General features: G+C 61.2%; 13 protein-coding genes. 4 read left to right on the top strand and 9 right to left on the bottom strand.

The window, feature by feature from the left end; genetic code table 11:
* Positions 1 to 117 precede the first annotated feature (117 nt).
* The 6 genes from AC4BBN_RS04405 to msuE form a co-directional block, all read right to left on the bottom strand.
* The gene (locus AC4BBN_RS04405; protein WP_490590734.1) at positions 118 to 1,434 is read right to left on the bottom strand and encodes an ABC transporter substrate-binding protein; all 1,317 of its coding nucleotides are present in this window, start codon (positions 1,432 to 1,434) and stop codon (positions 118 to 120) included.
* Positions 1,435 to 1,624: 190 nt separating this feature from the next.
* Complete coding sequence (locus AC4BBN_RS04400; RefSeq protein WP_490590733.1) at positions 1,625 to 2,626, bottom strand: branched-chain amino acid ABC transporter permease; 1,002 nt, start codon at positions 2,624 to 2,626, stop codon at positions 1,625 to 1,627.
* On the bottom strand, positions 2,623 to 3,519 hold the full coding sequence (locus AC4BBN_RS04395; protein ID WP_490590732.1) for a branched-chain amino acid ABC transporter permease: 897 nt from the start codon (positions 3,517 to 3,519) through the stop codon (positions 2,623 to 2,625). Before AC4BBN_RS04395 ends, AC4BBN_RS04400 begins: the two co-directional genes overlap by 4 nt.
* Positions 3,519 to 4,433 carry an ABC transporter ATP-binding protein gene (locus AC4BBN_RS04390; RefSeq protein WP_490590731.1) on the bottom strand — a complete coding sequence of 305 codons (915 nt, stop codon included), beginning with the start codon at positions 4,431 to 4,433 and terminating at the stop codon, positions 3,519 to 3,521. The genes AC4BBN_RS04395 and AC4BBN_RS04390 overlap by 1 nt, the downstream gene beginning before the upstream one ends.
* Before the next feature lie 12 nt (positions 4,434 to 4,445).
* A complete protein-coding gene (sfnG, locus tag AC4BBN_RS04385) occupies positions 4,446 to 5,573 on the bottom strand; it encodes a dimethylsulfone monooxygenase SfnG (RefSeq protein ID WP_490590730.1) in 1,128 nt (375 codons plus the stop codon).
* A gap of 24 nt (positions 5,574 to 5,597) precedes the next feature.
* Positions 5,598 to 6,173, bottom strand: coding sequence for an FMN reductase (gene msuE / locus AC4BBN_RS04380; RefSeq protein ID WP_490590729.1), 576 nt, complete (start codon positions 6,171 to 6,173; stop codon positions 5,598 to 5,600).
* A 293-nt stretch (positions 6,174 to 6,466) separates the two neighbouring features.
* On the opposite strand from msuE, the gene AC4BBN_RS04375 reads away from it, so the two are divergent.
* Both AC4BBN_RS04375 and AC4BBN_RS04370 read left to right on the top strand, forming a co-directional pair.
* Positions 6,467 to 6,616, top strand: a complete 150-nt coding sequence (locus tag AC4BBN_RS04375) for a hypothetical protein (RefSeq protein ID WP_490590728.1) — start codon at positions 6,467 to 6,469, stop codon at positions 6,614 to 6,616.
* A gap of 252 nt (positions 6,617 to 6,868) precedes the next feature.
* Positions 6,869 to 7,723: a toll/interleukin-1 receptor domain-containing protein gene (locus AC4BBN_RS04370; protein WP_490590727.1), complete on the top strand. Its 855-nt coding sequence runs from the start codon at positions 6,869 to 6,871 to the stop codon at positions 7,721 to 7,723.
* A 188-nt stretch (positions 7,724 to 7,911) separates the two neighbouring features.
* Here AC4BBN_RS04370 and AC4BBN_RS04365 read toward each other — a convergent pair whose 3' ends face one another.
* From AC4BBN_RS04365 to AC4BBN_RS04355, 3 genes are read right to left on the bottom strand one after another with little or no spacing between them, the layout of a single operon-like run.
* Positions 7,912 to 9,345 (bottom strand): LLM class flavin-dependent oxidoreductase, encoded by a 1,434-nt coding sequence (locus AC4BBN_RS04365; RefSeq protein WP_490590726.1) that lies wholly within the window; start codon positions 9,343 to 9,345, stop codon positions 7,912 to 7,914.
* Between the two features lie 3 nt (positions 9,346 to 9,348).
* Positions 9,349 to 10,602, bottom strand: a complete 1,254-nt coding sequence (locus tag AC4BBN_RS04360) for an SfnB family sulfur acquisition oxidoreductase (RefSeq protein WP_490590725.1) — start codon at positions 10,600 to 10,602, stop codon at positions 9,349 to 9,351.
* 28 nt (positions 10,603 to 10,630) lie between these two features.
* Positions 10,631 to 11,878, bottom strand: a complete 1,248-nt coding sequence (locus AC4BBN_RS04355) for an acyl-CoA dehydrogenase family protein (protein WP_490590724.1) — start codon at positions 11,876 to 11,878, stop codon at positions 10,631 to 10,633.
* A 419-nt stretch (positions 11,879 to 12,297) separates the two neighbouring features.
* Between AC4BBN_RS04355 and AC4BBN_RS04350 the strand changes: the two genes are divergently transcribed.
* Both AC4BBN_RS04350 and gfa read left to right on the top strand, forming a co-directional pair.
* Entirely contained in the window at positions 12,298 to 13,416 is a 1,119-nt protein-coding gene (locus tag AC4BBN_RS04350) for an S-(hydroxymethyl)glutathione dehydrogenase/class III alcohol dehydrogenase (RefSeq protein WP_490590723.1), read from the top strand.
* 262 nt (positions 13,417 to 13,678) lie between these two features.
* Entirely contained in the window at positions 13,679 to 14,248 is a 570-nt protein-coding gene (gfa, locus tag AC4BBN_RS04345) for an S-(hydroxymethyl)glutathione synthase (RefSeq protein ID WP_490590722.1), read from the top strand.
* The last annotated feature ends 1 nt before the right edge of the window (position 14,249 follow it).

Raw genomic sequence — 14,249 nt, 5'->3', positions numbered from 1 at the left:
AGCAAAGTGTGAACCGTTCGTCCTGAGCTTGTCGAAGGAGCCTGTCCTGAGCTTGTCGAAGGGCTTCGACAAGCTCAGCCTGAACGGATTTCTGGGGGGCTTCTAGCGGCCGTATCCTCAGTCGTTGATGCTGCTGCGCACCTTGATGTTCTTCTCCTTGGCGTAGGCCAGGGAAGACTTCTCGATGATGGGGCGCAGCAGTTTCCAGTCCGGGGCGATCCAGTCAGACACCACGTTCCACTTGGCTCCATCCCATTGCTGAAATGCCACGCGGCCATCGCCTTCATGGTTGTCCCAGGTCACGTTGATCGAGTGGAACAAGCCCTTGGCACCCAGTGCGGCAGCGCGTGCTTCGTCGATCTTCAGGTTCTCCAGGCCCCAGCGGACTTCGTCGCCAGTCAGGGTGCGTTTGCCGAACTTGGCCTGGGCGATGCGGATGGCTTCCACATTCAGGATGCCGTTCAAGATGCCCAGGTTGTGGTAGCGCGTACCGATGCGCTTCTTGTCTTCCAGATTACCCTTGCCCGCGTCGTACACCGTCTTGACGATGTCTTGCACCACGGGGAACTGCGTGCCAGCGTTGACGCTGGTGATGGCGACATAGCCCTTGGCGGCGTCGCCTGCGGGGATCACGTCTTCTTCGGAGTTGGACCACACATTGCCGATGATGTGGTCGGCCGGGAAGCCGGTCTTCTGTGCGGTCTTCAATGCGACCGGGTTCATTACGCCCCAGCCACGCAGCACCACGTAATCGGGCTTGGCGCGGCGGATGGTGAGCCACTGTGACTGTTGCTCGTTGCCTGGGTGTGGCACTTCGATTTGCTGCACGGTGAAGCCGTATTTCTTGGCCAGCAGCTCGTAGATTGGGATGGTTTCTTTGCCGTAGGGCGAGCCGTGGTACAGCACCACGATCTTCTTGCCCTTGAGCTTGTCTTCACCACCCACCTTGCCGGCGATGTAGTTCACGATGCCCGAAGTTTCGCTGTAGGGGTTGAGCAGCAGCGGGAAGATATATTTGAAGACGCGGCCGTCGGTGGTGTCGGTGCGGCCGTGGTTGATGGTCAGCAGCGGCACCTTGTCGGCGGTCACGCGGTCGATCAGTGCGTAGGCAATGCCGACCGACAGCGGGTTCCAGGCGGCGATGCCGGGGTGGGTTTTCAGGCGCTCGTACACCTCCACGCCGCGCTCGACTTCGTACTGGGTTTCGCCTTCTTCCCAGGTGAGCTTGACGCCACCCACCCCGCCGTCGCGGGTGTTGACCAGGTTCAGATAGTCAATGAAGCCGCCGAAGAAGCCGGTGCCGCCGGCCGCATAGGGACCGACGCGGTAGCTTTGCAGCGGAAAGAATTGCTCGTCGGCCTGGGCCGCCTGCAGGCTGCTGATGGCCAGCGTAGCGGCGATGGCCGCAGTACGCAGGTTTTTGATGAAAGACATGGATGAAAACTCCCTTTGATGTTGTTGAAAGAAAAGACGAGGGGAAAACCGCAATAGCCCGTCCCCGGTTAAGGCAGAACGTGCACCCTCCAGAACACCGCAGAACTGGCTTTGCCAGGCTGCTGGTGTTGTCCCCTGCAAGGGGGTTGGCGCAAGATGCGAAGCACTGAAGCCTGGGGGTGAGTCATATCTACAGCTTCTTCCGTGCGCGATGCCAAAGGGCGGCCAAGCCTTGCGGTTCTACGATGAGGAAAAAGATGATCAGTGCGCCCAGCACGATGCGCTGGGTCATGTCGAGTACGCCAGAGTCGAACCAGCCGCCAAGTAGCAGAGCACCCACGCGTGATAGCAGCAGTGGAAACACCACAATTAGCGCGGCACCCAGAAAGGCCCCACGTATGGTGGCCAGCCCGCCGATGATGACGATGAACAAAATCTGGAACGAGCGGTCCAGGTTGAAGCCCGCAGGCTCCACCGTGCGCAGGTACACAAAGGCCCACAGCACACCCGCCACGCCAACGATGAAGGACGAAATCGCAAACGCCAGCAGCTTGGTGCGCAGCACCGGCACGCCGATCACGCGGGCGGCCAACTCGTTGTCGCGGATGGCGATGAAGTTGTGCCCGGTCTGCGTACCCACCAGGCGCCAGATCAGCGCAGTCAACACCGCCACCAGGGTCAGCGCAAACAGGTAGCGGCCCACCGGCGTGTCAAAGCTGAAGCCCAGCACCTGCAGCGGAGGCGCATCGATCACACCCGACGCGTTGTCGTTGGTGAACCAGCTGAACTTGGTCAAGGCCCATTGCACAAAGAATTGCGCCGCCAGTGTGGACACGGCCAGGTAGAAGCCGCGCAAACGCAGGCTGGGCAGGCCAAACACCAGACCGATGACCGTGGCCGACAGGCCCGCCAGTGCAATGCTGACTAGCAGCGGCAGGCCGGGCAGGCGCAGATTGAAGTTGTATGCCGCGAACGCGCCCACGGCCATAAAGGCGGCCGATCCCAGAGACAGCTGGCCGGCGTAGCCCGTCAACAGGTTCAGCCCCACGGCCGCCAGCGACAGCGCCAGGAACGGGATCAGGATCGCATCGAACAAATACGCACTGCCCACTGCGGGCACTAGGCCATAGGCAATCAACAGCAAGGCCACTGGTGCGACCCACAACTTGGCGGGGAATGCTGCGGTGCTCATGCGCGCTCCACCAGCTTCTGGCCAAACAGACCAGCTGGCCGAACCAGCAAAAAGGCCAGTGCCGCCACATAGGCAAACCAGCTTTCAATGCCGCCACCGACGAAGGGGCCCAGATACACCTCGGCCAGCTTCTCCAGCGCGCCGATCAGCAGGCCGCCGACGATGGCGCCCAAAATGGAATCAAAGCCACCCAGCATCAGCACCGGCAGTGCCTTCAGCACCACCAGCGACAGCGAAAACTGCACCCCCAGCCGTGCGCCCCACAGCAGGCCTGCCACCAGCGCGATGGTGCCGGCGGTGGCCCACACCGTGGCCCAGATGCGCGGCAGGCGCAGACCTACGGCGATGGCGGCATAGGTATCGTCGGCCACGGCGCGAAAGGCCAGGCCCACATGCGTATAGCGGAAGAAGGCCGACAGCAGCGCCACCATGGTGCCGGCAATGGCAGCCGCAAACAGGTCGAAGGTGGAGATCAAGATGCCCCACACCTCGATCGGCTCATCGGCAATGCCCAGGTCCAGCGCATGCACCTGGGTGCCCCATAACATTTGGGCCACACCTTCGATCACATACGACAGACCCAGCGTGGCCATGAACAGGGTGATGGGCGGCTGGTTCACCAGCGGGCGCAGCACCACGCGCTCCACCGCCAGGCCTAGCAGCACCATCAGCGCAAAAGTAGCCAGCAGCGCCAGCGGAAAGCTGATGCCCCGCTCCACCAGGCTCACAAAAGTCAGCGCAGCAAACAGCAGCTGTGCACCCTGCGCAAAATTCAAGGCACCGGATGTTTTGTAGATCAGCACAAAGCCAATCGCCACCAGCGAATACATCACACCGGAGAGCAGGCCACCCACCAGCACTTCGGCAAAAAAGGCGAAATCAAATCCGTCCATCACAGGCTTTCTTCTGCATGGGCTACGCCCAGATAGGCGTCAATGACCGCCGGGTCGTCGCGCACTTCGGCGGGTGTGCCGTCGGCGATCTTGCGGCCATAGTCAAGCACCGCCACGCGGTCCGACAAGGCCAGCACCACGCCAATGTCATGCTCGATCAACAGGATGGTGGTGCCGAACTGGTCGCGCGCGGCGCGCACGAAATGCGCCATCTCGCTCTTCTCGGTCACGGTCATGCCGGCCATGGGTTCGTCCAGCAACAGCAGTTGCGGGCGCGCCACCAGGGCACGTGCCAGCTCTACCCGCTTTTGCAGGCCATAGGGCAGGGTTCCGGCCGGCTTTTCACGGACGTTTTGCAGGCCCAGAAAGCCCATGATCTCGTCGGTGCGGGCCTGCGCATCGTCACGCTCGCGCCGTGCGCGGCCCAGGCCTATCCATTGCTCTATGAATGTGGAGCGCACGGTATCCACCCGGCCCATCACGATGTTGTCGCGCACTGTCAGCCCCTTGAACAGCGCCAGGTTCTGGAAGGTGCGCGCCACGCCCAGCCGCGCCAGCTGTGGCGTGGGCACCTGGGCAAAGTCTTTGCCGCCTATCCATATGCGTCCCTGGTCGGGCCGGTACAGGCCGCTGACCACATTCACCAGCGAACTTTTACCCGCACCATTCGGCCCGATCACGGCGCGGATTTCTCCGGCCGCAATCGACAGGTCCACGCCGGCCAATGCGGTCACGCCGCCAAAAGACAGATGGATGTCTTCCAGCCGCAACACGGGCGTCGCTGCCGTGGCAGCGGCGGGCGCTGTGTGGGCGGGCCGTACCGGGCTGGGCCGCTCGGTGCTTTGCCTGAGCGTGGTGGTCGGTGGCGGCGAGACCGGTGCGAGCCGGTCCAGGCCTAGGCTGGCGCTGGGCATGTTGTGCAGTCCTTAGGCCACGGCTTCCAGCGCAGGCTCGGCCTGCTTTTCTGCCTGGGCTGCTTCAAGGGCGCGCACCAGGGGCAGCACCTTCTGGCCGAAGTACTCCACCTCTTCGATGAAGTGCAAAAAGCCGGTCAGCACCAGGTCCACGCCAATCGCCTTCAGCGCGACGATGCGCTCGGCGATCTGCTGCGGCGTGCCGATCAGGTTGGTGCGGAAGCCGTCGTTGTATTGCACCAGGTCTTCAAAGGTGGACTTGGCCCAGTTGCCTTCACCCTCGGGCGATGCCTTGCCGGCTTGCTTCACCGCGTCGCCAAAGGCGTGCACGGCTTCCACATGGGCGTGCTTGATGATGTCGGCCAGCACGGCCTTGGCTTCTTCCTCGGTGTCGCGCGCGATGACGAAGGCGTTCACACCTATTCGCACCTTGTGGCCGTTCTGCGCTGCCTTGGTCTGGATGTCGTCGATCTGCTCCTTCAGCTTGTCGGGCGTGTTGCCGTTGGTGAAGTACCAGTCGGACACGCTGGCCGCGTTGTCGCGTGCGGCACGCGAGCTGCCGCCCTGGAAGATTTCCGGGTGCGGCTTTTGGATGGGCTTGGGGCTCAGCGTGTAGTCGGTGAAGCGGTAGAAGTCGCCCTTGAAGCTGAAGTTGTCTTGCGTCCAGATGCCTTTGAGCGCACGGATAAATTCGTTGGTGCGGCGGTAGCGCTCGTCGTGCTCCAGCCAGGGTTCGCCAATCGCCTGGAACTCGCCCTTGAACCAGCCACTCACCAGGTTGACAGCAATGCGCCCGTTGGAGATGTGGTCGATGGTGGCGATCTGCTTGGCCACTACGGCCGGGTTCCAGGGGCCAGGCAGGATGGCCGCAATCACTTTCAGCTTGGTGGTGGCATGCAACAGCGCCTGGCTGAAGGACACGGACTCGTGCTGGTACTCGGCACCGTAGCCGGCGGTAAAGCGGATCTGACTCAGCGCGTACTCAAAACCGGCTTTCTCGGCCGTGAGCGCCAGCTTCTGGTTGTATTCCAGGCTCCAGTCTGTGCGCTGCTTGATGGTGCTGACCACCAGGCCGCCGCTGACGTTGGGTACCCAGTAGGCGAACTTGACTTCTGCAGGGGTGGAGGGGCTTGTGCTCATGTGGGGGCTCCTATTCGTTGTGGCTTAGGCGGCGACGGCTTCTTGCGCCGTGGCTGGGGCTGCGCGGTGCGACAGCTGGGGAACGGCGCGGGCAATCGCCAGGGCAATGCGGTCGCGCAGCGCAGGGCTGCTGATCTCGTAGCCGTCAAAGTCCTTCTCCACCGCGTACACGCCAATCGGCAGCGTGCGCGACTGGAAGAAGCTGAACAGAGGGCGCAGTTGGTGGTCGATCACCAGCGCGTGGCGGTCGCTGCCACCGGTGGCGGCCAGCAGCACTGGCACATCGATCAGCGCCTCGTGGTGCACGAAGTCAAACAGGTGCTTGAACAGGCCGGTGTACGAGCCCCGGTACACCGGGCTTGCCACGATCAGCAGGTCGGCCGATTCGATGGCGGCCACCTCGGCCTCCACAGCGGCGGGCAGCTGGCTGCGGTATAGCGCACCGGCAAACTGAGGACCGATGTTGCCCAGTTCGATCAAATGCACGTCGATAGGCAGGGCATCGCCCAGCGCGGCCAACAGTTCTTGTACCAGCACCAACGTGCGGGAGGGGCGCTGCAAACCACCGGATACAGCCACGACTTTCAGTTTCTTCACCATGTTGATAGGACCTCTGTTTGGAAGCCGCAACCTATTTGCAGCACAGTGGCTCTATGCGAATGGCGTGCCAGAAGAAATATTGATTTAAATCAATGGTTTAGGAAGTTTTTTGGGGTGGTGTGGGTGCTGGGTTTCCAACAGGCTGCGGATGTGTTGCTGCTGGGGCAGCAGCGCGTGCGGCATAGTTGGTTTGCGCACATGCATATGCTGTTTTTGGATGCTGCTGGGGCAGCAGGTCGAGGTGGTGGTGCTGCGCGGTCAGCAAAGAGCTGTGCGCGTAGTTGGAATGTGTGGTGACAGCCTTTGCCGATTCACAAGGCTTATTCACTGAAGGCAGGAAGCGCCAATTGAATGGGTTGCCATCAGGCATGGGTCTGGCCCTGGCGTTGTTGAATGCGGTGGAGCAGGGTTTTCTGGGGTGTGATCTGCCTGTTTGCGAATAGATTTTTTCATCTGTTTGTGGTGCATCAAGTCTGCATTCGACGGCTAAGATGACTGTCGAAAAGCTTGCGGGGTTTGGAGGAGCTTTGTACCTAGATATTTGTCTAAGTAGATGGCTGAGAAGCCAGTTTTGCTAGTTATTTCTAGTAGATTTAGATGGTCGGAACATAACGTAACGACTTTTTTATCCCACAGGCTTTGCGATGTACGTTCGTTAGAACTTCCGATATACCTGCCCCATAAGACTCATCCAAATGCCGATATTTATTAGCTACTCTCACAAAGATAAGAAATTTGTAGACAAATTAGCAATTCAACTTGTTAGTCGTAACGTAAACGTGTGGCTTGACCGTTGGGAGCTAGCGGTCGGTGACTCTATAGTTGACCGTGTGCAGGAAGCAGTTGATGGCTCAAGTGCCTTGTTGGTCATCCTGTCCAAGGCATCAACAGGGTCCGAGTGGTGTAAGAAGGAGCTCTCTGCTGGCCTTTTGCGAGAGCTTGAAGAGAAACGTGTCGTAGTAATGCCTGTGATGCTCGAAGAATGCGATGTACCAGTGTTTGCTCGTGGAAAAATGTTTGCTGACTTTAGGACAAACTTTGATGACGGGCTTAGAAGCGTCACAGAAGGAATCGCCAAGGTCACAAATTCAGCAATGGCTCGAGTAAAAGAACCCGAATTCAACACTGACTGGTCTATTGACTGGAGTGTTCGAGGCGGAGACCTATCGATGGTGCTTACATACCTTCAGCTTCCGTCAAACTATCCATACTCTTGCCTCACAATTGTCGAAGTGTTAGGAAACAAAACAGCCAGCAAGTTATTTCAATTAATCAGTAATGAAAAACACTCAGATTTTGCAAAGCTGCATGTCATTGGGCAGATTGTTTCATTTTTTGATGAATTCGGTGATTTGAAGGCTTTGACTTCCGACGAGAAGGCAAAGGTCCAAAGGCTAGAGGTTAAGGGTTCCAAACCACGCGAGAGCTATGCTTTACGCATAATGACTCGACGCCTGGGTGAGGATACAGGTCGAGATGTGTTGATTCATGTGAGTAGCCTGATACGTGACACGTTGAAGCACATGACTTCAGTACTACGCGGAAAGTAACTCATATTTGTAATTGGCCTAACCGGCAGTTCAACGCGGACAAAAATGCTTCGCATGTTTGTTGATTAACTTGGGCGTTGTGTCAATTGCTAGCTGCGCGCCCAACCCCACAAGAAAAAATAGCCACCAGCGCAGAAGATACCTGCGCTGGTAGCTATAAAAAACGAAGCAAACGCCAGTCTACCGGCTTACGACAAAGCAGCCTCCCGCTCTGCCTCAGCCGCCGCTGGCGCGCTTCTTTGCCCACCCTCTCTCTTCACTTTTTCAATATCGCGGTACTGGTGCGCCGGGTGGCTGGCGGGTAGCAGGGGGCCATTGCCGAACAGTTTTTCGCGTAGCGTGCCGGGCTTGTAGGCCGTGGGGTAGACGCCGCGTCGTTGCAGCTCGGGCACCAGGTGGGTGACGACGTCTTCAAAGGTCTCATGTGCGATGGCGTAGGCCAGGTTGAAGCCGTCGATGTCGGTGGCCTCCACCCACTGTTGCAGGATGTCGGCCACGGTGGCGGCCGAGCCTACGAACACCGGGCCCAGGCCGCCTACGCCGCCCCACTTCGCTAATTCCTCGATGGTCCAGGAGCGGTCGCCACCGGCCAGCACTTCCACGGCGGACAGGATGGCGTTGGTGTCCACCTTGCGCACCAGCTCGGTGGGTGCGTATTGGCCGAAGTCGATGCCGGTCCAGCCGGACATGAAGACCAGCGCGCCGTCGTAAGAGGCGTAGCGCTGGTATTCCTCGAACTTGGCTTGCGCCTTGGCGTCGGTCTCGTCGACGATCACGGTCACCAGGTTGTAGACCAGTAGCTTGCGCGGGTCGCGCCCGGCGATGGCTGCCTGCTCGCGCACGTCGCGCACATAGTTTTTCAGCACGTTCTGCGTGGGCGCGGCGACGAACACGCATTCGGCGTGCTGGGCCGCAAAGCTCTTGCCGGGGCCGGACGCGCCGGCCTGGTACAGCACGGGTGTGCGCTGCGGTGAGGGCTCGCTCAGGTGGTAGCCGGGCACGTCGAAGTACTTGCCCTTGTGGGCGATTTCGTGGATCTTTTCCGGGTGGGCAAAGATGCCCTTGGCCCGGTCGCGCACCACGGCGTCGGCCTCCCAGCTGCCTTCCAGCAGCTTGTACAGCACCTCCACGTATTCGTTGGCCACCTCGTAGCGGTTGTCGTGCCGGCGCAGGCCGCCCTGGCTGATGTTCTTGGCGCCGCTCTCCAGGTAGGAGGTGACGATGTTCCAGCCCAGCCGGCCCTGGGTGTGGTGGTCGGCGGTGGAGAGGCGCCGCGCAAAGGTGTAGGGATGCTCAAACGATGTGGACGCGGTAATGCCTATGCCCAGGTGCTCGGTCACCATGGCGATGGGCGCGGCCAGTTGCAGCGGGTCGTTCACCGGTATCTGCGCGCCCTGTTGTAGCGCGTGGTAGTTGCTGCCCTTGTAGACGTCGTAGTAGCCGATCACGTCGGCGATGAAGATGCCGTCGAAGAAGCCCTTCTCCAGCGTCTTGGCCAGGTCGGTCCAGTAGCGCAGGTCTTTGTATTCCCACGACCTGTCGCGCGGGTGCGCCCACAGCCCGGGAGACTGGTGGGCCACGCAGTTCATTTCGAACGCGTTGAAGCGTATCTGTCGGGCCATTGCTTAGCTCCAGGCGTGGCGTGGGGCGTGAACACCGTTCAGGTGGTAGTTGCCCAGGTGGAAGTATTTCCAGCGTACCGGGTCGTGCAGGGTGTGCACGCGGGCGTTGCGCCAGTGGCGGTCCAGGTTGTGCTCGGCCAGGGTGGAGCGGGTGCCGGCCAGTTCGAACAGCTTGTTGGTGGCGGCAATCGCGGCTTCGGTGGTCAGCACCTTGGCTTCGGCGGTGGCCAGGGTGGCGGCGTTCACCGTGGCCTCGTTGGGCTCGGCCAGGGCCAGGTCGATGGCGCGGCCGGCGCGCTCCAGCAGGGCTTCGGCGGCGTGCAGGCGCAGCGTCAGGTCGCCGATGGCGCTGATGGTGAACGGGTCTTCGGCAGCGGTTTCCTTGCCGCTGTCGATCCAGGGGCGGCTGCGGTTTTTCACGAAGGAGATGGTCTCGGCAATCGCGCCAGCGGCAATGCCGCCGTCAATCGCGGCCTGGATGATTTGCGAGATGGCGCCCGCTGCCGTGGGTCGGTCGAATGCCGCCACCGGCACCAGGCGGCTCAGCGGCACGCGCACGTCCACGATTTGGATGGAGCCGGAGGCGGTAGTGCGCTGGCCAAAGCTGGACCAGTCGTTCACCACGGTCAAGCCGTCGGCATTGCGGTCGGCAAAAGCCAGGTAGCCTTTGCCTTCGATGGGGTCTACCGTGACGATGGGCACGATGTGCGCCAGCAGCGCGCCGGTGGTGTAGAACTTTTGGCCGTTAACCACAGCGGTATCGCCTTCGATCTTGAAGGTGGTCTCGAACGCCGCCACGGTCTTGCTGTTTTTTTCAGAGAAGGCATTGCCGAAGCGTATGCCTTGCAGCACCAGGCCGAACAGCTCGGCCTGCTGTGCGGGTGTGGCGTCCAGCGCGATGTGGGCGACCAGGGCCAGGTGGTTTTGGGTGATCTGGGCCAGGCTGGAGTCGCCCTCGGCCAGGATGCGTATCACCTGGGCCAGCGTGGCGTAGGACACGCCCGCACCGCCAAATGCCTTGGGCACGTTGATGCCCCACAGCCCGCTTTGCGAGTACGCGTCCAGCTCTGAAAGTGGTAGCAGGCCTTCGCGGTCGCGCAGGGCCGATTCCTTGCGGAACTCTGCTGCCAGGCGGTGCGCCACGGTGATGGCTTCGGCATCGTCGCGGATCATGTGGGCCGGTTGAATGGGTCGAGGGCGGGCGGCAAACGGCGCTGTGGAATTGACGCGGGGGCGGTCCAGGGTAGCAGTACTCATGGTGATTCCTTGAAGATGAAAGACAGGTTCAAACCTTGCGGCTTGGGCCGTTGCCGATTTGCCATACGTAGGGTGGCTCGGTGCCGTTGATGCGCCAGTCGCCCACGATGCGCGACTTGTAGACGATGGGGTTGTGCGATGCCACGGTGCGGGCGTTGCGCCAGTGGCGGTCTAGCGACTTGCTGGTGCTGGCGGCAGATGCGCCCAGCGCGTTGAACAGGTCGGTACCGGCACGCAGCACCAGCTCGGACACGACGATCTGCCCTTGGGCGGATTCGATTTCGGCGTCGATATTGGCCTGGCGCTCGGCCTCGGGGTTGTCGCCCTGCAGCCGGGCTTCAAATGCGCGCTGGGCCGGCAGGGTGGCGCGCAGGGCCGTGGCTTCGGCGGCGTAGACCAGGGCCGAGATTTGGCCCACCACCTGCTGGATTTGCGCGTCCTGGCTGACGTGCGATGCGTTGCCGTTGCTGTAGATGCGCTGGCGATCCCGCACCTGCTGGGCCACGTCACGCTCAATCGCGCGGCCAATGCCGGCCAGCGTGGCCAGGTGGAACAGCTGGTAGTAGGCGGTCTGGTACTTGAAGCGGGTCTCGAAGGGGAAGATGTTTTCTTCGGCAATCTTGGCGTCGGTGTACACCGAGGTGCCGCTGCCGGTGGTGCGCTGGCCAAACCCGTCCCAGTCGTCTTGCTGCACCACGCCCGGCTGGTGGGTGCTGACCGCCGCGATGATGTCTGCGTTGTTGTCGGCACGGCGTGCGTACAGGTCGATCCAGTCGGCAAAGATGCTGCCGGTGCTGTAGAACTTGCGGCCATTGGCCACCCATTCGCCGTCCTTTTGCGACACCTTGGTGATCACGTCGCCAATCGCCACGCTGCCCACTTCTGACCAGGCATTGCCTACCAGCTCGCCCGCCACAAAGCGCTTAAGCCACACATCGCGCTGGGGGCTGGCCGGTGCGTTGAGCCGGTCTTCCACAAATGCGAAATGCCCGCGCAGCGCCTGGGTGACGTTGGAGTCGGCTTCCGACAGTTCAACCAACAGCTGGAACAGCTGCGGAATCGACGCGCCGCCTCCCCCATGCTCCACCGGCACCCGCACCGCGCCAAAGCCGGCCTGCTTCAGCCAGGTGATGGGCTCATGCGGCAGGGTGCGCGTGCGCTCGCGCTCCAGCACGGTGTCTGCTATGCGCTGGAAGATGGGGCGGAACTTGTCGGCCAGGGCAGGGTGGTCGTAGGGGCTCCAAGCAGCGGTGGCCGGCGTGGGGTGGGGGTTCATGGCGGTTCTCCTGGAATGTTGATATGCCCACTGCACGGAAGCCGCAGCGGTTTGATCGCATATTCCATATATGCCAGGACTGTGCCAATGATTTTTATGAGTTAAATCAAAGACTTAGCTGCTTTGCGACAGGCTACGTCTGCTGGTTTTGCAGCAGGCTGCGGCCCAGGTGCTGCGCTGGCAGCAGGGCTTGCTGTTGGGTCTGCGTTTTGAAAATACAAGTGTTTTAGGGCTCTGGCGCAGGAAGTACCTGCACAAGCAGCTATGTTTTGCATAGCAAATGTTTGACAGGGGTGCAATCCGGCCAAGATGCGCCCCAACACGGCCATTCATGCTGGATGGGCCCGATGGCAGCGTGGCACGGGCCGGCGCAGCATTACATTCGCGTCCATATTTGTAGACCCCCACAGAGACACACCATGAAAACCAAAGCCGCAGTCGCCTGGAAAGCAGGCGCCCCCCTGACCATAGAAACCGTGGACCTGCAAGGCCCCAAGTTCGGCGAAGTGCTGGTCGAGATCAAGGCCACCGGCATCTGCCACACCGACTACTACACCCTCAGCGGCGCCGACCCCGAAGGCATCTTCCCCGCCATCCTGGGCCACGAAGGCGCCGGCATCGTGGTCGATGTCGGCCCCGGTGTCACCAGCCTGCAAAAAGGCGACCACGTCATCCCCCTGTACACCCCCGAATGCCGCCAGTGCAAGTTCTGCCTGAGCCGCAAGACCAACCTCTGCCAGCTCATCCGTGGCACCCAGGGCAAAGGGCTCATGCCCGACGCCACCAGCCGCTTCAGCCTGGACGGCCAGCCCATCTTCCACTACATGGGCACCAGCACCTTCAGCAACTACACCGTGGCCCCCGAGATCAGCCTGGCCAAGATCCGCAAGGACGCGCCCTTTGACAAGGTCTGCTACATCGGCTGCGGCGTCACCACCGGCATCGGAGCCGTGCTGTTCACCGCCAAGGTGGAAGCTGGTGCCAACGTGGTCGTCTTCGGCCTGGGCGGGATCGGCCTGAACGTGATCCAGGGCGCCAAGATGGTCGGTGCCGACAAGATCATCGGCGTGGACATCAACCCCGAACGTGAAGCCATGGCCCGCAGCTTCGGCATGACCCACTTCCTGAACCCCAAGGACATTGAAGCCGCAGGCGGCAACATCGTGGACGCCATCGTCCAGCTGACCGACGGTGGTGCCGACTACAGCTTCGAGTGCATAGGCAACACTAAAGTCATGCGCCAGGCGCTGGAATGCACCCACAAGGGCTGGGGCCGCAGCATCATCATCGGCGTGGCCGAGGCCGGTGCCGAGATCAGCACCCGCCCGTTCCAGTTGGTCACCGGCCGCAAATGGGAAGGCTCGGCCTTCGGCGGCGCACGCGGCCGTACCGACGTGCCCAAGATCGTGGACTGGTACATGGAAGGCAAGATCAGCATCGACCCGCTGATCACCCACACCATGCTGCTGGAGGACATCAACAAGGGCTTTGATTTGATGAAGCGCGGGGAGTCGATTCGCGGCGTGGTGCTGTACTAACCCACCCCGTTCGCACTGAGCTTGTCGAAGTGCCTGGTGCGGTGAATAGAGGCTTCGACTAGCTCAGCCCGAACGGTGGTTGTGGGCACTGACCTATTCCACTTCCAGATCAATACGAGATTAGGCGCGAAGCCGCAGACAGTGGTTTGCCACGGCAAGGTGAAGCAACGACATATTCGGATTGATCTGGAAATGGAATGACTACCTGCGAACGTGTTGTTATCGGTGCGCGGCCGTTCCGCGCGACTTTGAGGAGACAAACATGAGCACATCCGCATTGCACCCCGCCCTGGGCCAAAGCAAGAAGCCGGGCGCACCGGGTTTCAGCGGCGGCACTCTGACCTGCCACTGCAGCAGCGATCCGGTGGTGGTGAAGGTCGATGCGCAGGTGGCGCACAACCATGCCTGCGGCTGCAGCAAATGCTGGAAGCCGGCCAACGCGCTGTTCTCCATCGTCGGCGTGGTGTCGCGCGACAAGGTGCATGTCACCGCCCACCCTGAAAAGCTGCACATCGTGGACCCCAGCGCCACCATCCAGCGCCATGCCTGCAAGGCGTGTGGTGTGCACATGTTTGGCCGCATCGAGAACAAGGACCACGCCTTCTACGGCCTGGACTTCATCCACACCGAGCTGTCGAAAGACGCTGGCTGGGCAGGGCCAGAGTTCGCGGCTTTTGTCTCGTCCATCATCGAAACCGGCACACCACCCGAGCAGATGGCCGGCATCCGCAAGGAGCTGCACGACGCTGGGCTGGAGACCTACGACTGCCTGTCGCCCACGCTGATGGACGTGTTGGCTACGCAGGTGGCCAAGCTGCGCAAGGCGGGTTGAT

The sequence above is a fragment of the Rhodoferax sp. SPJ21 genome (assembly GCF_058216335.1).
The sequence above is the reverse complement of the archived record's forward strand: the minus strand, read 5'-3'. Positions and strand labels throughout refer to the sequence as shown.

Bases quoted from the DNA above. Each gene is read 5' to 3' on its own strand.
- AC4BBN_RS04405 (WP_490590734.1), bottom strand. From the start codon at position 1,434: ATGTCTTTCATCAAAAACCTGCGTACTGCGGCCATCGCCGCTACGCTG.
- AC4BBN_RS04400 (WP_490590733.1), bottom strand. From the start codon at position 2,626: ATGAGCACCGCAGCATTCCCCGCCAAGTTGTGGGTCGCACCAGTGGCC.
- AC4BBN_RS04395 (WP_490590732.1), bottom strand. From the start codon at position 3,519: ATGGACGGATTTGATTTCGCCTTTTTTGCCGAAGTGCTGGTGGGTGGC.
- AC4BBN_RS04390 (WP_490590731.1), bottom strand. From the start codon at position 4,433: ATGCCCAGCGCCAGCCTAGGCCTGGACCGGCTCGCACCGGTCTCGCCG.
- sfnG (WP_490590730.1), bottom strand. From the start codon at position 5,573: ATGAGCACAAGCCCCTCCACCCCTGCAGAAGTCAAGTTCGCCTACTGG.
- msuE (WP_490590729.1), bottom strand. From the start codon at position 6,173: ATGGTGAAGAAACTGAAAGTCGTGGCTGTATCCGGTGGTTTGCAGCGC.
- AC4BBN_RS04370 (WP_490590727.1), top strand. From the start codon at position 6,869: ATGCCGATATTTATTAGCTACTCTCACAAAGATAAGAAATTTGTAGAC.
- AC4BBN_RS04365 (WP_490590726.1), bottom strand. From the start codon at position 9,345: ATGGCCCGACAGATACGCTTCAACGCGTTCGAAATGAACTGCGTGGCC.
- AC4BBN_RS04360 (WP_490590725.1), bottom strand. From the start codon at position 10,602: ATGAGTACTGCTACCCTGGACCGCCCCCGCGTCAATTCCACAGCGCCG.
- AC4BBN_RS04355 (WP_490590724.1), bottom strand. From the start codon at position 11,878: ATGAACCCCCACCCCACGCCGGCCACCGCTGCTTGGAGCCCCTACGAC.
- AC4BBN_RS04350 (WP_490590723.1), top strand. From the start codon at position 12,298: ATGAAAACCAAAGCCGCAGTCGCCTGGAAAGCAGGCGCCCCCCTGACC.
- gfa (WP_490590722.1), top strand. From the start codon at position 13,679: ATGAGCACATCCGCATTGCACCCCGCCCTGGGCCAAAGCAAGAAGCCG.